Origin of the sequence: Aeromonas sp. 602396 (assembly GCF_049173735.1) — a bacterium.
Lineage (GTDB): Bacteria > Pseudomonadota > Gammaproteobacteria > Enterobacterales > Aeromonadaceae > Aeromonas > Aeromonas veronii_A.
On the sequence record NZ_JAAKSD010000001.1, the window covers coordinates 33,798 to 51,187 of the forward strand.

Here is a 17,390-nt window from a genome sequence, read left to right on the forward strand (position 1 = left end):
GATGAGCGAGGCAACCATGACCGATCGCATTCTGGTGCAGCGGGAAGATTTCTCGCTGGCGGACGAATATGCCCGCCTCGCCACCCGCGCCGACAGTGGCGCCATCGTCACTTTTGTTGGCAAGGTGCGCGACTTCAATCAGGGGGAAGAGGTGAAGGGGCTGGCCCTCGAGCACTACCCTGGTATGACCGAGAAGGCGCTGGCCGATATCGTGCAGGAGGCCCGCCGCCGCTGGCCGCTGCAGGAGTGTACCCTCATTCATCGTATCGGCGAGCTGTGGCTTGGCGATCAAATCGTGCTGGTGGCGGTGAGCAGTGCCCACCGCGACGCAGCCTTTGATGCCTGCCATTTCATCATGGATTTCTTGAAAACCCGGGCGCCGTTCTGGAAAAAAGAGCTGACCGCCGAGGGTGTGCAACGCTGGGTCGAGGCCAAGGAGAGCGACAACGCCGCCGCTGCCCGCTGGCAAGCCTGACCTGTTCATCACGAGGGGCGCAGGTTCAACGGGAACCACGGCCCCACCAAGGGGCGCGGATGTGCGGGCCCCATCAGGAGAAAGGGAATGAAACCGTTGTTATCTGTTGTCATCGCCGGTGTCTGCGCCGCCACCTTGTATACCGGTGCCGTGCAGGCCGATGAAGTGAAAGTGGCCGTGGCGGCCAACTTCAAGGGCACCATAGAGCGTATCGGCAAGGAGTTCACCGCCAAGACAGGCCACTCCCTGGCCATCTCGTCTGCCGCCACCGGAGTGCTCTACACCCAGATCAGTCACGGCGCACCGTTCGATCTCTTCCTCTCCGCCGATGCGGCGACCCCCGAGAAGCTGGAAAAAGAGGGCAAGGGGATCGATCGCTTCACCTACGCCATCGGCCAGCTGGGGCTGTGGAAGAAGGGGGGGCCGGCCCCTGACGAGGCGACCCTGCGTAGCTGGAAAGGCAACCTCGCCATCGCCAATGCCCGCACAGCCCCCTATGGTGCTGCCGCCATGGCGACCCTCACCCATCTCAAGATCGATCCCAAGCAGTACCGGCTGCTGACCGGCGCCAACATCGGCCAGACCTGGCAATTTGTCGACACCGGCAATGCCGAGCTGGGCTTTGTCGCTTGGGCCAATCTGGTTGAGGCGGGCAAGACTGGTGAAGCCTGGGCAGTGCCTGCGAGCTTCTATCCCCCCATCGAGCAGCAGGGGCTGGTATTGAAGAAAGGCGCCGCGGTCGAGGCGCTGGTGGCCTGGCTCAAGGGGCCGGGTCAGGCGCAGATCAAGGCAGCTGGTTATGCCTTGCCCCAATAAGGGGATGGGCCTGATGCGATACCCTGAGTGGTCGGCCTTCGGGTCGGCCACTCTTTGCAATAAGGATGGATACCATGCTGTTGGGGGCATTTATCAACCGGGAGGTCGGCAATGAGTGAAGGGGATCTGCTGGCGGTCTGGCTCACCCTGAAGCTTGCGGCCTGCACCACAGCGATTTTGCTGTTGCTGGCACCGCCGCTGGCCTGGTGGCTGTCGCGCAGTCAGAACCGGCTGCGGCCGCTGGTTGAGGCGCTGGTGGCGCTGCCGCTGGTGCTGCCTCCCACGGTACTGGGTTTTTATCTGCTGCTCGCCTTCTCCCCCGAATATGGTTTCGGCGCCTGGTGGCGCGACACCTTTGGCGCCCCGCTCGCCTTCAGCTTTCTCGGCCTGCTGTTTGCCTCCATCCTCTATTCGCTGCCGTTTGTGGTGCAGCCGCTCACCTCCGCCTTCGTCAACATGGGCAACAAGGAGCTGGAAGCTGCTGCGACCCTGGGGCTTGGCCCACTGGAGCGCTTCTTCCACATCATCTTGCCGATGACCCTGCCCAGCTTTGTGATGGCGGCGGCCCTCGGCTTTGCCCACACCCTGGGGGAGTTTGGCGTAGTGCTGATGATTGGCGGCAATATCCCCGGCGAGACCCAGGTGCTCTCCATCGCCTTGTTTGATCATGTGGAGGCGATGGATTACCGACAAGCCCACTATCTGGCGGGCGGCTTGATGGCCTTCTCGCTGGTGATGCTGGTGCTGGTCTATGGTGTGCTGCAGCGTAGACAGCGGAGAGTGTTTGGATGAACCAGCCCGCCACTATGCCGCCAGTGAACGAGCCGCACCGCCATGCCCTGAACCTCTATGTTCGGCGCGAGTTTGACCCCTTTACCCTTGATTGCGCACTGACCCTCGAGCTGGGGGGGATCCTCGCCCTGTTCGGCCCCTCGGGCTGCGGCAAGAGCACACTGCTGCGCATCATCGCCGGACTCGATCGCCAAAGCGGGGATCGCTTGCGGTGGCGCGATCGGGAGTATGCTCAACTGCTGCCCGAAGCGCGCCGGATCGGACTGGTGTTTCAGGACGCGCGCCTCTTCCCCCATCTGACGGTAATCGGCAATCTGCAACTGGCGGCCCGCAAGGGGCGAGGGCGCTGGCAACCCGAAACGCTGGCGGCTCGGCTCGGTTTTGCCGATCTGCTGGGGCTGCCTGCCCATGCCCTCTCTGGCGGTCAACGCCAGCGGGTAGCGCTGGGGCGGGCGCTGCTGGCCGAGCCTGATTTGCTGTTGCTCGATGAGCCTTTTTCTGCGCTCGATCGGCGCAGCCGCATCCATCAGGCCCATGTGCTAAAGGGCTTGCAGCAGGAGAGCGGCATCCCGATGATCTTCGTCAGCCACGCCATGGAGGAGGTGAGCCTGCTCTGCGATCAGCTGGTGTTGCTGGAAAGTGGCAGGGTGGAGGCGCAAGGTCGGCCGAGCGAGATCTTCGCCCGAACCGATCTCTCGCTCGCCAGTCGCGACGATGCCGGGGTGATGCTGGATGCAACCCTCTCTCACTACGATGATGACGAGCAGATGGCGACCCTGCAACTCGGCGAGCAGCAGCTGCGGGTCACCATGACCCATGTGCCGGATGAGAGCGGCCCCTTGCAGATCAAGGTGGCGGGGCGCGATGTGGTGATCGCCACCGCCCCCATCGAGCACTCCAGCCTTTCCAACTGTCTCGTCACCCGTCTGCTGGCGGTGCGCGAGGTGCGCCCCGGCCAGACCCTGTTGCAGTTGGCGCTGGGTGAGCAGATACTGCTGGCCCGGATCACCAGCCGCTCCGCCAGGCGGCTGGCGCTGGCGCCGGAGCAGCAGATCTACGCTTATATCAAGGCGGTGAGTCTGGTCAGCGAAGGCTGATTGGGCGCCGTGCCGTGGCAGGATAACCACGGGCAACATAACAACAAGAGATGGTTCAGGTGATGAGTCGAGAGGCAATACACTGATGCGCCGCAATCAGGTGATGAAATTCAACGGTCTTGCCCTGCGCAGTGCGGGGGAGGGCCCCTTGCTGTTGCTGCTGCACGGGCTGGGCTCCTCCAGCCTCGACTGGCAGGCGCAGATCGAACGGTTTTCCGAACAGTACCGAGTGGTGGCGCTGGACTTGCGCGGCCACGGCCAGAGCATGCAGGAGGGGCCGTTCGATGTGGCGACCTTGGCAGCCGATGTGGTGAACTGGCTCGACGCACAGCCAGAACCCGCCTGGGTCGTGGGATTGTCGCTGGGGGCCATGGTCGCGCTGGAGCTGGCGCTGCAACTGCCCCACAAGGTGCAGGGGCTGGTGCTGGTCAACGGTTTTAGCGAGTTTCTGCTGGAGAGCCCCAAAGAGCAGGAGCGTTACGCCCAGCGCCTCAAGTGGCTGCGCTGGTTCGGCATGCGCCCCCTCGCCTGGTGGCTGGGACGCGAGCTCTTCCCGGGCCCGGATCTGGCGCAGGTGCGCCATACCTTCCGGCTGCGTTTCGTGCGCAATAAAAAGAAAACCTACAAGGCGCTGCTGGAGGCGTTACCCGGCTGGTCGGTACGGGCCCGGCTCGGCGCTATCTGGCAGCCGGTGGCCATCATTTCCACCAGTCATGACTACCTGCCGCTGGCCAAACGAGTAGAGCAGTTTGCCGCCTTGCCCAACGCCACCATCCACACCCCCAACGGCCACCACGCCTGGCCTGCGGAAGACCCCTCGGGCTTTAATCACCTGTTGCAACGGATCCTCACGACCCATTGAGGAAGGGGTTGTTAGGTGCAGGTACCAAAAAGCCGAACCACAGGGTTCGGCTTTTTTGATCCCGTTTGCGTCAAGGATGGGAGCAGACGGGGCAGTCGGGGCGCTTGGGCAGCTTCATCTCGCGGAAGGTGCCGCTCAGGCCGTCGATCATCAGCAGGCGGCCGCTGTAGCTTTTGCCCATGCCTGCCAAGAGCTTGATAGCTTCCAGTGCTTGCAGGCTGCCCACCAATCCCACTACGGGGGCGAGTACACCGGCTTCGACGCAGGTGAGGGCCTGCTCGCCAAACAGGGCGCTGAGGCAGGCGTAGCAGGGTTCATCTTCCTGCCAGGTGAAGCTGCATAGCTGTCCCTCCAGCCGGATTGCGGCGCCACTGACCAGCGGCACCTTGTGCTGGCGTGCCTTTTGATTCAGCAGGTTGCGAATGGCCAGGTTGTCGGTGCAATCGAGCACCAACTGATGTCGGGGCAGCTGGGTATCGAGCAGCGCCTCATCGGCCACGGCAGCGTGGGTCTCCACCTTGAGCCAGGGGTTGAGGGCACGAAGCGACTGCGCTGCTGAGTCCACCTTGTAGTGACCGATGCGCTCATCGTTGTGCAGCACCTGACGCTGCAGGTTGGAGAGCTCCACCTTGTCGAAATCGACCAGGGTGAGCTGGCCAACCCCGGCCACCGCCAGATACTGGCTGGCGGCGCAACCAAGGCCACCGGCGCCGATCACCAGCACACGGGCCTGCTTGAGCGCCTCCTGTCCCTCGAAGTCGAAGGATTTGAGGATGATCTGGCGGTTGTAGCGCAGCAGTTCGGCGTCGCTCAGGATCTCGCTCACAGCAGCAATCCCCCGAATGGCTCCACGGTCACCGTCTCGCCCGCGGCGACGCGGCCCCGTTCCCGTTCAAGAACGATGTAGCAGTTGGCTCGCGACAGGGAGCTGAACACGGCGGAGTCCTGCGAGCCGGTGCTGCGCACCTCGATGCCGTTCGGTCCCTGACTCAGGATGCCGCGCTGGAAGTCGAGTCGGCCCGGGCTCTTTTTGAGTGGCTCGGCCGCAATGGCTTGCAGCTGGAGCGGGCGCTCGAAGTGCTGGCCCGCCAGCTTGGCCAGCGCCGGTTGCACCAGCTGATCGAAGGTGACCATGGCGGAGACGGGGTTGCCCGGCAGGCCGAAGAACCAGGCGCGGGGCAGACGGCCGAAGGCAAACGGCTTGCCCGGCTTGATGGCCAGCTTCCAGAAGCCAATCTCGCCGAGCTCGTCCAGTAGTTGTTTGGTGAAGTCCGCTTCCCCCACCGAGACGCCGCCGGTGGTGATGAGTACATCGGCCTCTTCGTCGGCGCGGATAAAGGCGGCGCGCAGCTGGGCGGGATCGTCGGGGATGATGCCAAGGTCGAGGCAGTCGCAGCCCATGCGCGCCAGCATGGCCCGTACGCCATAGCGGTTGGAGTCATAGATATCGCCGTGGGCGAGCGGGGTACCAACCGGTTTGAGCTCATCACCGGTGCTGAAGATGGCCACTTTCAGCGGGCGACGCACCGTGACGGTAGCCACGCCGAGGGAGGCCAGCAGTGGCATTTCGCGCGGGGTGAGGCGAGTACCGGCTGGCAGCACGCAGGCGTCCTTGCCGATATCGCTGCCGGCGCGGCGGATATTCTGGCCCGGTTCGGGTTGTGCCAGAAAAGTGATCCGATCGCCGTCGGCCTGCGTTTCTTCCTGCATCACCACTGCATCCGTACCAGCCGGTACCGGAGCACCTGTCATGATACGCACGCAGTGGCCAGCGGGCCATTCACCCTGATAGGGCTGACCGGCAAACGCTTTGCCCGCCATGATGAGCGGGGTGCCGCTGGCGAGATCCGCAAGGCGTACGGCATAACCGTCCATGGCAGAGTTGTCGAAGGGGGGCACGGCGAGGGGAGAGGCGATGTCGCTGGCAAGAACCCGGCCAAGGGCCTCTGGCAGGGGCAGTTGCTCGCTGTCGCAGCAGCAGGCAAGTTGTTCCAGCATCCCTTGCAGGGCATCGCTTAAGGGGAGTAGTCCGCTGGTATCAAATCCCATCGTCATGACCTCTTTCTATGATTGAAGGCGGGATTATCACAAAATTCCCCGGGGATGGGCAGGTTATCTCGAGGGAATCTCGGGGTAATCGGCGCAAAAACGGGGGTAGATGGCCATAAAGTATGAGGTGACGCACAAGTTGACTTGAATCTTGGCGGCAATGGCCGTTTACTATGCCGCCATAACAGATGGCCGTCACATCCTGTGTGGCTACCATTACAGCGATATCGTCGGCCTTGTGCGCCGCCATTACATAATGGGTTGCTCCTTGAGCTGCCCTCACAGTCCCTGAGCGTGGGAGAAAAGACAATGACAACCTTAAGTCCGGAAGCCTTGCTGGTCAGGGCTGCCCTCGAAGCCCAGGGACTGGAAACCCCCCTGGTTGCCAACGAGCTGAACAGTCAGCAGAAGCGGGAGAAGATCGAAGGCCATATGCGCTCCATCATGGAGACACTGGGGCTGGATTTGGCCGATGACAGTCTGGCCGAGACACCGCACCGCATCGCCAAGATGTACGTCAACGAGATCTTCTCCGGCCTCGATTATTCCACCTTCCCCAAGGTGACGGTGATCGAGAACAAGATGCAGGTGGACGAGATGATCATGGTGCGGGACATCAGCCTCACCAGCACCTGCGAACACCACTTCGTCACCATCGACGGGATGGCACATGTGGCCTATATCCCTCGCGGCAAGGTGATTGGCCTGTCGAAAATCAACCGCATCGTGCAGTTCTTCGCCCGCCGTCCCCAGGTGCAGGAGCGGCTGACCCAGCAGATCCTGCTGGCGCTGCAGACCCTGCTCGGTACCAAGGATGTGGCCATCAGCATCAAGGCGACCCACTACTGCGTCAAGGCGCGCGGAGTGATGGATTCGACTTCTTACACCACCACCACCTCCCTCGGCGGGGTGTTCAAGACCCAGCCCGATACCCGGGCCGAATTTCTGGGCGGCCTGCGCGGATAAGATGGCGGTTGTTTTGTAACCGCCTTGCTGAATAAACGAGACGCCAGCAGCCATTGCTGGCGTTTTTCATTGGTCCCGGATGAGAGTGGCGGCCTGTAACGGCTTGACCCGCGCTGCTTGCCTTATGCAAACGTTATGCATTTTTCCGATTTATTCATCTGAGCGGTATATTTAATCGAAAACGAAAAAAAACCTCGTTTTCACCTTACAAAAAGTAACCGGTCAGACTCTTTCCGAACCGTCACAATCCGGTTACTCTAGCGCCCCCTCACGGCTCTCGCTGCCCCTCATGGAATTCAGAGATATTCATCAAGGTTGGATGGTGCACCACTGAACAGGTGGCCAGATAGTTCATGTCAGGAGGGCGTGAACCGGACGAGTGCTACGAATTTAACGACCACCAGGATATCCCATGAATACCAGTACCATGACCATAGGTAAAAAACTCACCGCCGGCTTTGCCGTGCTCGGTTTGATGGTCGCCTTTATCGGCGGTTTTGCCCTTGTCCAGTTTGGCAACATGAATGATGTTGCCATCCGGTTTACCGACAGCATCTTGCCAGCGGTCAATCGCACCAGCGCGATCGGGGATTCTCTCGGTGAGTTGCGTCGTTATGAGCTGGGTTATTTCGTGGTGGCCGCCGAGCCGCTGAAAAGGGCTGAATATCGGAATATTGCCAGTCAACAGCTTAACTCGATCGCGCAGCAGCTGATTGCCCATGACAAGACGATCTGGCCTGAGGATGTGGCGGAGCGCCGTACCTTCGATACGGTGAAATCTGATTGGGATCGTTACGTCGCCCTGCACCAGCGAGTCACACAGCTGCAAGACAGCGATCAGCTTGCCGAAGCCCAACGCATCTTCCTTGAGGAGGGGGTTCCCCTTTACACCGCGCTGAGCAAGTCAGTGGCCTCCCTGATCCAGATTAACCATGGTTATGCGTCTGAATCCCGCAGTGACATTGTCGACTCTTATCAATCCGCCAATCTGAGTGTCACAATCGCGCTGGTGATTGGTCTGATCCTTGTGGTGGTGCTCTCAGTGGTACTGACTCGCCAGATCCGCGACCCGCTGATCATGCTGGCCCGTCAGGCCCAGCGTATTGCCAATGGCGATCTGGGTCAGGGCGAACTGCAGCAGTGGATCCGCGACAGCCGCTTCAACCGCGACGAACTGGGCCAGCTGGGTTCCGACATCAACCGGATGCAGGGCTCCCTCTCCGATCTGGTGAGCGAGATCGCCGGCTCCGTGAGCCAACTCAGCAGTGCGGTGGAGGAGGTGAGCGCCATCTCCAGCCAGTCTGCCAGCGGCATGGCCATCCAGCAGAACGAAGTCTCCCAGGTGGCGACTGCCATGAATGAGATGCAGTCCACCGTCAACGAAGTAGCCCGCAACACCACGGATGCCATGAGCGCCGCCAAGGATGCCTCCCGCACCTCCGCTGCTGGCAGCGAAGTGGTGCGCAGCTCGATTACCAGCATCGAAGAGGTGTCGGTCAAGATTGAACAGGCGGGCATAGTGGTGCAGCAGCTGGAGGCCGACAGCGCCAACATCAGCGTGGTGCTGGATGTGATCCGCGATATCGCCGGTCAGACCAATCTGCTGGCCCTTAACGCCGCCATCGAAGCGGCCCGTGCCGGTGAGCAGGGTCGTGGTTTTGCGGTCGTTGCGGATGAAGTGCGTTCATTGGCCCAGCGTACCCAGGACTCCACCGCCGAGATCAGCAAGATGATCGAGCTCTTGCAGAGCCGCGCCGCCGAGGCGGGCAACGCCATGCAGCTGAGTCGTCACCAGATGCAGGAGAGTGTCGGTCTGGCACGGGATGCCGGTACCAGTATCGAGACCATCAACGGTGCCGTGGTGCGCATCACCGACATGAACACCCTGATCGCCACCGCCACCGAAGAGCAGAACGCGGTGACCGAAGAGCTCAACCGCAGCATCGTCAACATTCACAATGCCGCTGACGAGAATGCCCAGGGCGCTCATCAGATCGCCCAGGCTTGCGTCGAGCTGAGCAAGCTGGCCAACACCCTGCACCATATGACCCAGCGCTTCACCCTCTAAGGGTTGATGCATGGATAACAGAAGGCCCCGCCAATTGGCGGGGCCTTGTTGTTTCTGGCGTTGCGGAAGGGCTCAGCTCAGGCCGACTATCTCGCCGTTCTCATCGATATCGATATGGCGATAGGCAGGCAGACTGCCCAGCCCCGGCATGGTCATGATGGGGCCCGCCAGCGCATAGACGAACCCGGCACCGGCGCAGAGCTTCACCTCGTCGATGGGCACCTCGAAATCGGTCGGTACCCCTTTGAGGGCTGGGTCGTGGCTGATGGAGAGCGGCGTCTTGGCTACGCAGATGGGCAAGTGATCCCACCCTTCGGCGGAGAGTTGCGCCAGCTGCTGGCGCGCTCTGTCGGAGAGCTGCACTCCGCGGCCGCCGTAGCCGCACTCCACCAGGGTCGCAAGCTTGCCGTCGAGGCTCATCTCATCGGGGTAGAGCAGTTTCACCTTGCCGGGTTGCTCGCAGGCGGCCACCACGGCGCGGGCCAGCTCGCTGGCACCGGCACCACCCTGAGTGAAGGCGTTGGAGATGGCCGCGCCACAGGCACCGGCTTGCTGCGCTTCATGGGCCAGCAGCGCCAGTTCGGCCTCGCTGTCGGTGGGGAAGCGGTTGATGGCGACCACCACCGGCACCCCGTAGCGGCGGGCGTTCCGGATATGCCAGGCGAGGTTGGCGCAGCCCTGCTTGAGGGTCGGCAGATCTTCCCCTTGCAGGCTGGCTGGCAGCGGCTGGCCCGGGCGGATATCGAGCAGGCCGCTGTTGGCCTTGAGGCCGCGCACCGTGGCCACCAGCACCACGCAGGCGGGGGTAATACCGGATTGGCGGCTCTTGATGTTGAAGAACTTCTCCAGCCCCATGTCGGAGCCAAAACCTGCTTCGGTCACCACATAGTCGGTCAGGCCAAGGGCGATGCGATCGGCGATCACCGAGGAGTTGCCGTGGGCGATGTTGGCAAAGGGGCCGGCGTGCACCAGCACCGGCGTCTGCTCGGTGGTCTGCATCAGGGTCGGTTGCAGCGCATCTTTGAGCAGCACCGTCATGGCGCCCGCCACTTCCAACTGTTCGGCGGTGATGGGCTTGCCGTGGATATCGCGGGCCAGCTGGATGCGGCCGATACGAGCGCGCAGCTCCTTGAGATCGCTTGCCAGCGCCAGAATGGCCATCAGTTCGGAGGCGGCGGTGATGACGAAGCGATCGCTGCGCTCCACACCATCGGCAGCGCCCCCCTGTCCAATCGTGAGGTGGCGCAGGGCGCGGTCATTCATGTCGAGGGTGCGTGGCCAGAGAATGTTGTCAGCATCGATATCGAGCCGCGGCAGGCCGGTTTTGGCGGTGAACTGGTCGCCGAGTTTGCGCTCATGGAGCAGCCGGGCATCGAGGGCTGCTGCCGCCAGATTGTGAGCCGCAGTCAGAGCGTGAAAATCGCCGGTGAGGTGGAGGTTCATCTCCTCCATCGGCACCACCTGAGCGTGGCCGCCACCGGCAGCGCCCCCCTTGACCCCGAATACCGGCCCGAGGCTCGGCTGGCGGATAGTGGCGATGCTGGGCTGGCCGATATGGTTGAGCCCCATGGAGAGGCCAAGGGTGGTCACCGTTTTCCCTTCTCCGAGCGGGGTCGGGGTGATAGCGCTCACCAGTACCAGCTTGCCGCGCTGTGTGGGTTGAGACGTGAGCAGGTCGATGCTGAGTTTGCCTTTGTAGTGGCCATGAGGGCTGAGCAGGTGTTGGGGGATGGCGAGGCGTTCGGCCAGCGCGTGGATTGAGAGACGGGGGGACTGGCGGGAGATCTCGATATCGCTTAGCATCAGCACCTCGTTGGCATATCGGGGTAAAATATGCGGCGCAGTCTAGTGGAATATAACGGGTAATCCAATGACGAAAACGATTTTATTTGGTGGTGGTGAGGTTCGTCAGAATCCTGTTCTGCTGGATCTCAACGCACTCTATCATCCCCCCAGGCAGCCGATGACGGCGCTGGGGATTGTCAGCGCGCTGGTGCCGTTGTTCGGTTTCGGCTGGCAGGCGATGACCCAGGACCCCGAAACCCAGCTGCGCCACGAGATCCGCAAACGGGTCAACAAGCACAAGACCGACGAGGCAAACCTCATTTTGATCCTGCAGCTGGCCGCCATGTTTGACTGCCCCGAGATTGAAGTGGCGCTCCCCTATGCCCTCAGTGAGCAGCAGTTGTCGGTTGTCCGCACCCGTTTGCCACGCTGGCAGTTGCACCCCGAGCAGGAGCGTCTGCTAGCCAAGCTCACCCCTGTTGCCGCATCCACCACCGCATCCGGCCAGCGTTAGGTTTCAAGCCGGACTAGCAGGCCGTACCCTCTGCTCTGGCAATCAGGTCGGCGCATCCCACTGCTGCGGGGCGAGATAGCGCTCCTGCACGAACTCGATAAAGCAGCGCACCTTGGCCGAGACGAAGCGGCGGTGCGGATAGACCGCATAAAGTCCCACCTCTCCCTTGTCCCACTCCGGCAGCAGGCTGACCAGCTGCCCTGACCGTAGCGCCTCCCCCACGATAAAGGTGGGCTGCAATATGATGCCCTGATCATCACAAGCGGCGCGGGTCAGCGCCACCCCGTTGTTGGCCCGCAGTGGCCCCTGTGGCCGGATGCTCTGCTGCTCGCTTCCCCGTTTGAAGTGCCACTCCGGCTGGGTCAGGGTGTAGATCAGACAGTCGTGCTGCTTGAGATCCTCGGGCTTTTCCGGTCTGCCCTTGCGCGCCAGATAGGCGGGGCTGGCGCAAAGCTCGACCCGAATGGTGGCAAGCTGGCGTGCCACCAGCGAGGAGTCGCTGAGGTGGCCGATCCGCAGCGCCAGATCGAACCCCTCTTCCACCAGCGCTACCCGCCGGTCGCTGTACTCGATATCGAGTTTGAGATCGGGAAAGCGCTGGCGAAACAGCGGCAGGGCGGGGGAGAGGTGCAGATAGCCAAAATCCATCGGCACCGAGAGCTTGAGGGTGCCGTTCGGCTGCTGGTTGTGGTGGGTCAGCTGGCTGTGGGTCTCTTCCAGCTCCGCCAGCAGGGCGAGGGAGCGCTGGTAGTAGAACTGGCCCGCTTCGGTGGGATTGACCTGACGGGTGGTGCGCGACAGCAGCCGGGTGGCGAGGGACTCCTCCAGCTGCTGCATTAGCTTGGAGGCCATGGCGACCGAGATGCCGAGCTGGTTGGCAGCCCTGGTAAAGCTCTGGCACTCCACCACCTTGATAAAGGTACGCATGGCGGCGATCTGGTCCATTTTCCATCCTCAGTAAATAATGAATTTAATAAATCACTGATTATTCATCTTCAGAACGAGGTTAGCATTTTAACCACTGATGTGAACCCCAAGATGAAGGAACGAACGGATGAAAATGACCAAGGCTCTGCTGGCCTCCTGCCTGTTTATGGCTACCCCTCTGATGGCGGCGGATTACGATGTGGATGCGGCGCACACCACGGTGCAGTTCAAGGTGGGTCACCTGGGCTTCTCCGAGCTGGTGGGTCGCTTCAACACCTTCAGCGGCACCTTCAGCATGGATGACGCCAACCCGGCGGCCGCCAAGGCGAGCTTTGAAGTGGATGCCGCCAGCGTCGACTCCAATCACGAGGCCCGCGACAAGCACCTGCGCAGTCCGGACTTCCTCGACGTGAAGCAGTATCCCAAGATGACCTTCGTCAGCTCCGCTTACGAGGGCACCAAGGATAAAGGCGTGCTGAAAGGGACCCTGACTCTGCACGGTGTCTCCAAGGAAGTGGCCTTCGATCTGGTCAAGATCGGTGAGGGCAAGGATCCCTGGGGCGGCTACCGCAGCGGCTTCAACGCCTCCACCACCATCAAGCGCAGTGACTTTGGCGTGAGCTACATGCTGCCCGGCATTCCGGACGAGATGAACATCAACCTGTTTGTCGAAGGCGTGCGCAAGTAATGGGCGCGGAACTTCTGCTGCAAACCCTGGCGGCTCCTCTGGGAGCCGCTTTGCTATCGTGGCGCTGGCCGCGACTGGGTTATCTGTGGGGCGCGCTGGCGCTCTGGCTGGTGGGCTCATTGCTCGGCGGTCTCTATGGTATTCCGGCCAAGGCGTGGCAGTGGCTGCCGCTGACCCTGCTGGTGCCCGCCATTGCGGCTCAGGTGAACGATCTGCGCGGTTCACTGCTGCTCTTTGCCGTGTTCAGTGCGCTGGTGTGGTGGCAGGGATTGGCCTCGGTACTGGCGAGCGAACCCGGGATCTGGCTGGCGCTACTGCCCGCCATCCTCTGGTTTGGCTGGAGCACCTTGCGCTGTGACAGCCGCGAAGGGCTCGGGTTTGCCCTCGGCTTTATCTGGTTGGCACTGGTGATCGGCATCGATGGCAGTCTGCTGATTGCCCAGCTGGCCGGTGCGCTGGCCGCTTTCGCCGGTTTTCGCGCCCTGCTTGCCACCTTTGTTGACATCAAGGTAGCACCCGCCGGTCTGGCGCTGGCCCTCGCCTTCGTCCAGATGCTGGCCTGGCAATATGTGGAGGTGCCGCTGGTGGTGTTGCTGCCGGTCTGGTTGCTGCCGCTGCTGGAGTGGGCGTTACGTGACAAACCCTGGCCAGTGCGTTGGAGTGGGCTGATCCTGCTCGCTGCCGCGGGAACCGGGCTCAGCCTATGGTGGGTCTGGCCTGCTGCTTCTTTGTACTGATACTTGTGTGGAAAATGGTCAAATGGCGCCATTTTTGCATACCTGCTCATACTCTTGGCAGATAATGATTGAGCCCCCTATGTGTTTCAGATAAAAAGGATTTTCATTTTATTTGGACACACACAGAACCCGGCCTCGCCGGGTTCTGTTTGCCTGCTTTGCGGCACATAAGGAGGCCACAGTTGCGCAGTCAAGGATCTGAGCATCTGTTTTTTCGCCATTTCACCGGACAGGGACGTATCGATGGTCTCTGCATTCTGCTGGTCACTCACCTGCTTCCCGATCGCCCCCGTTTTATCGACGCTCTCGGTCAGATTGGACGGATTGGTGCCATTTTGCCCAAACCGAAATCGGTACACGGCCCGACCCTGGAGTGGGTATCCCAGCACTATCCGGTGCTGCCCCTCAACCGACGCTGGACCAATGAACCCGACAGCCTCATCCAGCAAATTGCGCCGCTGGTGGCCCCCCACGAGCGGTTGCTGATCCTCGATATTGGCGGTTACTTTGCCAAAACCCAGGTGATCTTGAGTGAATACTTCGGCCCCCGTTTCCTCGGGGTGGTGGAGATGACCGAGAACGGCCATCAACGCTATGAGCAGGAGGTGCTGGCGACCCCGGTGGTGTCGGTGGCACGCAGTCCCCTCAAGCAGGCCGAGGATATCCAGATTGGTTTGAGCGTGGTCTACTCCGCGGAGTCGCTGGCTCGTAATCTCAACCGTACTTTCAACGTCTGCGAAGCCGTGCTGTTTGGCTATGGCAAGGTGGGGCGCAGCATCGCCCGCGACCTGCGCTGTCGCAATCTTCATCTCGGGCTGGTGGAAACAGATGTGCTGCGACAGGTCGAAGCGCTCTCTCACGGTTTTCGCTTGATCACCAAGGCTGAAGCCTTGAGCCGCGCCGAGCTGGTGATCTGCTCTACCGGCAACGGCTCGCTGGATTTGGCGGATCTGCAGGCGCTGCGCCCCGGCACCATGGTCGCCTCGGTCACCTCGGCCGATGACGAGTTTGCCTTCTCGCTGGCCCAGTTGCCGTGGCCGAGCGAAGAGGTGTGCCCCCATGTGCTGGCCCTCAACCGGCCGGATGGTACCCAGATCTACCTGCTCAACCGGGGCGAGGCGGTCAACTTCGTCCATGGCGCCGTGATTGGCGAATATGTCTATCTGGTGCTGGCGGAGATCATGGAAGGGATCCGGATGCTGGCGGCAGGCCCTCTTGCTCCCGGCCTGTTCGAGCTGCCAGAATCGGCGATGCGTACCATTGCCCGCCATTGGCTGGCCGATTTTCATGGGGTTGATCAGCGCTGATTTGACCGAACCGGGATTGGCCATTGGGTGGCGGTACGCCATTTCCCGCCATTGGCCGCTTTTTTATGGAGTCACTCATGACCGAGTCTGAAACCCTGATCAGCAAACCCCGCATCGAAATCCGCTACTGCACCCTCTGTCGCTGGATGCTGCGCGCCGCCTGGCTGGCGCAGGAGCTGCTTTCCACCTTTGACAGCGATCTGGGGGAGGTGGCGCTGGTGCCGGCCAGCAAGGGGGAGTTCCGCATTCTGGTGAACGGGGTGCAGGTGTGGGATCGGGTGGTCGATGACGGCTTCCCCGAGGCCAAGGAGATCAAGCAGCGGGTGCGCGATGTTATCGCCCCTGAGCGGGATCTCGGCCACTCGGATCGCAAGGCTGCCGAGTAACGCCAGATGGGCCGAGCGCCTCGAAAAGGTGCTGAGCATGAGAGCGAAAGGAGAGGGAGGCGATGGCCTCTCTCTCCTTTTTTGCCTTTGGCTGTTTGCCTGGCGCCTGCAGGGCTATGAGCGCGGCTCGGCCAGATGACTGCCGATATAGCGGGCCCGCTTGTGGGGCTTGATGCGGCTCACATCGACCCACACCAGCCCGTCGATGCAGTGGTTGAAGTCGGGGTCGATACCAAAGTCCATAAATTGCACCCCGCCCGGCTCGCACAGCTCGGAGTACTGCTTGTAGAGGGTGGGGATGGCGCAGCCCAGATTGTCGAGACGGGCCTTGAGTGCTTTGAGATCGGCGCCGTAATCCACCCCTTCGAACAGAGGCTGCGTCTCGGGGTAGGGACGGCGGGAGGGGGCCAGCGCCAGCTCGGGGGCAAAGTGCTGGCGGTAGAAGCTCACCAGCAGATCCTTGGCCGCCGGCGGCAGGCTGCCGGAGAGCGACACCGGGCCAAACAGGTAGCGGTAGCGGGGATAGCGGGCCAGATAGGCACCGATGCCGAACCAGAGATAATCGAGCCCCCGCTTGCCCCAGTAGGCGGGCTGGATAAAGCTGCGGCCAAGCTCGATAGCCTGCTCCAGCCGGGGCAGCAACTTATCCTCAAAGCCGAACAGGGTGTGGCTGTAGAGGCCATCCTTCCCCTTGCTGGCCAGCAGCTCCGCCACCGGGGCAAAGCGGTAGGCGCCGATAATGTCGAGTCGGGCCGGATCCCAGAGGATCAGGTGGTGATAGTCGTTGTCAAAACCATCGAGATCCCGCCGCTTGCCAGACCCTTCCCCCACTGCGCGAAAGGCGATCTCCCGCAGTCGCCCCAGCTCGCGCAGGATCACCGAGTGGCTCAGTTCGTGGCGGCGGTAGAGGTAGATCCCCTGACCATCCGGGGTGGTGCCGAGCTGTTCGCAGCTTTCGATGGCCTGTTTGAGCTGGCGGCGATCCCCCGGCAGGGCGATGGGGGCCTCGGTCTGCAGCCGTCCCGCCTTGCCACGGCCAATCCGGTAGAGGTGGTTGCGCACCAGCCGCGCCGCCGTCTTGGCGGGCAGCTCCTGAAAACTGCCGAGCGGAATGCGCGCTCCTATGGTCACCGGCAGGGTCTGCCCCTGCTGGCGAAACAGCTGGCGCACCAGCAATAGGGCGGAGGCGGGCTTGTTGAGCCAGGAGGCGAGATAGAACCAGAGGCTGTTGCGCCCTCCCAGATGGATGGGCACCAGCGGGGTGCGGGTGCGCTGGGCCAGCTTGATAAAGCCTGCCTGCCAGGGGCCATCTTTCACCCCCTTGAGGCCAAGCCGCGAGACTTCGCCTGCGGGGAAGATCACCAGTGCCCCTTCATGGGCGAGGTGTTCGTTCATGGCGAGGATGGCCTGTCGATCGGTCTTGCCCTCCATATTGTCCACCGGCAATAGCAAAGGGCGCAGCGGCGCGAGCTGGGCCAGCAGCTGGTTGGCGACGATCTTCACATCGGGGCGGATGCGGCCGAGCAGTTGCAGCAGCGCTAGTCCGTCCAGCGAGCCGATGGGGTGGTTGGCGACTAGAATGACCCGGCCGCTGGCGGGAATATGCTCCAGCTGCGCCTCGCTGACCCGATAGTCGAAATCGAGCTGGATCAGCGCCTGCTCGACAAAGTCGAGGCCGCGCAGGTGCGGATAGCGGGTGGCAAAGTCGGCAAAGGCCTGCTCGTTGAGCAGCCAGCCCAGCAGCCGCTTTAACAGCGGGGTGAGCAGGGGGTAGCCAAGCAGGCGGGGGAAGTGCTGGGTCAGCAGGGTATCGATAGTGAACATCTGGGGGGCTCCGGCGATCCGTTGCTCCCAGCATGATGTGACACTGTTCCCGCGACATGTCAGCGGGATGACAGTTTGATGGCAGTGGCAGCCAGTT

General features: G+C 62.0%; 17 protein-coding genes. 12 read left to right on the forward strand and 5 right to left on the reverse strand.

Features of this window, described 5'->3' with window-relative positions:
* The first annotated feature begins 1 nt into the window (after position 1).
* The 5 genes from moaE to G5229_RS00185 all read left to right on the forward strand — a co-directional run bounded on the left by moaE (position 2) and on the right by G5229_RS00185 (position 4,042).
* Positions 2–475, forward strand: coding sequence for a molybdopterin synthase catalytic subunit MoaE (moaE, locus tag G5229_RS00165; protein WP_076495514.1), 474 nt, complete (start codon positions 2–4; stop codon positions 473–475).
* Positions 476–562: 87 nt separating this feature from the next.
* Positions 563–1,291: a molybdate ABC transporter substrate-binding protein gene (modA, locus tag G5229_RS00170; protein ID WP_421207956.1), complete on the forward strand. Its 729-nt coding sequence runs from the start codon at positions 563–565 to the stop codon at positions 1,289–1,291.
* A 111-nt stretch (positions 1,292–1,402) separates the two neighbouring features.
* Positions 1,403–2,083, forward strand: a complete 681-nt coding sequence (gene modB, locus G5229_RS00175; protein ID WP_005334429.1) for a molybdate ABC transporter permease subunit — start codon at positions 1,403–1,405, stop codon at positions 2,081–2,083.
* Entirely contained in the window at positions 2,080–3,180 is a 1,101-nt protein-coding gene (modC, locus tag G5229_RS00180) for a molybdenum ABC transporter ATP-binding protein (RefSeq protein WP_421207958.1), read from the forward strand. The genes modB and modC overlap by 4 nt, the downstream gene beginning before the upstream one ends.
* A gap of 85 nt (positions 3,181–3,265) precedes the next feature.
* Complete coding sequence (locus G5229_RS00185; protein WP_421207960.1) at positions 3,266–4,042, forward strand: alpha/beta fold hydrolase; 777 nt, start codon at positions 3,266–3,268, stop codon at positions 4,040–4,042.
* A gap of 70 nt (positions 4,043–4,112) precedes the next feature.
* On the opposite strand, the gene moeB is transcribed toward G5229_RS00185, so the two are convergent.
* Together moeB and moeA are read right to left on the reverse strand one after the other, a co-directional pair.
* Positions 4,113–4,868: a molybdopterin-synthase adenylyltransferase MoeB gene (moeB, locus tag G5229_RS00190; RefSeq protein ID WP_213386462.1), complete on the reverse strand. Its 756-nt coding sequence runs from the start codon at positions 4,866–4,868 to the stop codon at positions 4,113–4,115.
* The gene (gene moeA, locus G5229_RS00195; protein ID WP_421207962.1) at positions 4,865–6,091 is read right to left on the reverse strand and encodes a molybdopterin molybdotransferase MoeA; all 1,227 of its coding nucleotides are present in this window, start codon (positions 6,089–6,091) and stop codon (positions 4,865–4,867) included. The genes moeB and moeA overlap by 4 nt, the downstream gene beginning before the upstream one ends.
* A gap of 309 nt (positions 6,092–6,400) precedes the next feature.
* Between moeA and folE the strand changes: the two genes are divergently transcribed.
* Positions 6,401–7,057, forward strand: coding sequence for a GTP cyclohydrolase I FolE (folE, locus tag G5229_RS00200; protein WP_005344140.1), 657 nt, complete (start codon positions 6,401–6,403; stop codon positions 7,055–7,057).
* Positions 7,058–7,469: 412 nt separating this feature from the next.
* Positions 7,470–9,125, forward strand: a complete 1,656-nt coding sequence (locus tag G5229_RS00205; protein WP_421207964.1) for a methyl-accepting chemotaxis protein — start codon at positions 7,470–7,472, stop codon at positions 9,123–9,125.
* Positions 9,126–9,197: 72 nt separating this feature from the next.
* Here G5229_RS00205 and G5229_RS00210 read toward each other — a convergent pair whose 3' ends face one another.
* Positions 9,198–10,928: a formate--tetrahydrofolate ligase gene (locus G5229_RS00210; RefSeq protein ID WP_421207965.1), complete on the reverse strand. Its 1,731-nt coding sequence runs from the start codon at positions 10,926–10,928 to the stop codon at positions 9,198–9,200.
* Between the two features lie 67 nt (positions 10,929–10,995).
* Between G5229_RS00210 and G5229_RS00215 the strand changes: the two genes are divergently transcribed.
* A complete protein-coding gene (locus G5229_RS00215; protein ID WP_421207967.1) occupies positions 10,996–11,424 on the forward strand; it encodes a hypothetical protein in 429 nt (142 codons plus the stop codon).
* A 42-nt stretch (positions 11,425–11,466) separates the two neighbouring features.
* On the opposite strand, the gene G5229_RS00220 is transcribed toward G5229_RS00215, so the two are convergent.
* Positions 11,467–12,369 carry a LysR family transcriptional regulator gene (locus G5229_RS00220; RefSeq protein WP_058059914.1) on the reverse strand — a complete coding sequence of 301 codons (903 nt, stop codon included), beginning with the start codon at positions 12,367–12,369 and terminating at the stop codon, positions 11,467–11,469.
* Positions 12,370–12,478: 109 nt separating this feature from the next.
* Here G5229_RS00220 and G5229_RS00225 point away from each other — a divergent pair, with 109 nt between their 5' ends.
* The 4 genes from G5229_RS00225 (at position 12,479) to G5229_RS00240 (ending at position 15,469) form a co-directional block, all read left to right on the forward strand.
* Positions 12,479–13,039, forward strand: coding sequence for a YceI family protein (locus G5229_RS00225; protein ID WP_005334411.1), 561 nt, complete (start codon positions 12,479–12,481; stop codon positions 13,037–13,039).
* Positions 13,039–13,776: a hypothetical protein gene (locus tag G5229_RS00230; RefSeq protein WP_216979197.1), complete on the forward strand. Its 738-nt coding sequence runs from the start codon at positions 13,039–13,041 to the stop codon at positions 13,774–13,776. Before G5229_RS00225 ends, G5229_RS00230 begins: the two co-directional genes overlap by 1 nt.
* Positions 13,777–13,958: 182 nt before the next feature.
* A complete protein-coding gene (locus tag G5229_RS00235; protein WP_216951723.1) occupies positions 13,959–15,083 on the forward strand; it encodes an adenosylhomocysteinase in 1,125 nt (374 codons plus the stop codon).
* Positions 15,084–15,160: 77 nt separating this feature from the next.
* Positions 15,161–15,469, forward strand: coding sequence for a SelT/SelW/SelH family protein (locus G5229_RS00240; RefSeq protein WP_005344153.1), 309 nt, complete (start codon positions 15,161–15,163; stop codon positions 15,467–15,469).
* Positions 15,470–15,583: 114 nt separating this feature from the next.
* On the opposite strand, the gene G5229_RS00245 is transcribed toward G5229_RS00240, so the two are convergent.
* Positions 15,584–17,293 (reverse strand): lysophospholipid acyltransferase family protein, encoded by a 1,710-nt coding sequence (locus tag G5229_RS00245; RefSeq protein ID WP_421207969.1) that lies wholly within the window; start codon positions 17,291–17,293, stop codon positions 15,584–15,586.
* Positions 17,294–17,390: the final 97 nt, after the last annotated feature.

Excerpts from the sequence above, each read along its gene's own strand:
- moaE (WP_076495514.1), top strand. The coding sequence starts at position 2 with ATGAGCGAGGCAACCATGACCGATCGCATTCTGGTGCAGCGGGAAGAT.
- modA (WP_421207956.1), top strand. The coding sequence starts at position 563 with ATGAAACCGTTGTTATCTGTTGTCATCGCCGGTGTCTGCGCCGCCACC.
- modB (WP_005334429.1), top strand. The coding sequence starts at position 1,403 with ATGAGTGAAGGGGATCTGCTGGCGGTCTGGCTCACCCTGAAGCTTGCG.
- modC (WP_421207958.1), top strand. The coding sequence starts at position 2,080 with ATGAACCAGCCCGCCACTATGCCGCCAGTGAACGAGCCGCACCGCCAT.
- G5229_RS00185 (WP_421207960.1), top strand. The coding sequence starts at position 3,266 with ATGCGCCGCAATCAGGTGATGAAATTCAACGGTCTTGCCCTGCGCAGT.
- moeA (WP_421207962.1), bottom strand. The coding sequence starts at position 6,091 with ATGGGATTTGATACCAGCGGACTACTCCCCTTAAGCGATGCCCTGCAA.
- folE (WP_005344140.1), top strand. The coding sequence starts at position 6,401 with ATGACAACCTTAAGTCCGGAAGCCTTGCTGGTCAGGGCTGCCCTCGAA.
- G5229_RS00205 (WP_421207964.1), top strand. The coding sequence starts at position 7,470 with ATGAATACCAGTACCATGACCATAGGTAAAAAACTCACCGCCGGCTTT.
- G5229_RS00210 (WP_421207965.1), bottom strand. The coding sequence starts at position 10,928 with ATGCTAAGCGATATCGAGATCTCCCGCCAGTCCCCCCGTCTCTCAATC.
- G5229_RS00215 (WP_421207967.1), top strand. The coding sequence starts at position 10,996 with ATGACGAAAACGATTTTATTTGGTGGTGGTGAGGTTCGTCAGAATCCT.
- G5229_RS00220 (WP_058059914.1), bottom strand. The coding sequence starts at position 12,369 with ATGGACCAGATCGCCGCCATGCGTACCTTTATCAAGGTGGTGGAGTGC.
- G5229_RS00225 (WP_005334411.1), top strand. The coding sequence starts at position 12,479 with ATGAAAATGACCAAGGCTCTGCTGGCCTCCTGCCTGTTTATGGCTACC.
- G5229_RS00230 (WP_216979197.1), top strand. The coding sequence starts at position 13,039 with ATGGGCGCGGAACTTCTGCTGCAAACCCTGGCGGCTCCTCTGGGAGCC.
- G5229_RS00240 (WP_005344153.1), top strand. The coding sequence starts at position 15,161 with ATGACCGAGTCTGAAACCCTGATCAGCAAACCCCGCATCGAAATCCGC.
- G5229_RS00245 (WP_421207969.1), bottom strand. The coding sequence starts at position 17,293 with ATGTTCACTATCGATACCCTGCTGACCCAGCACTTCCCCCGCCTGCTT.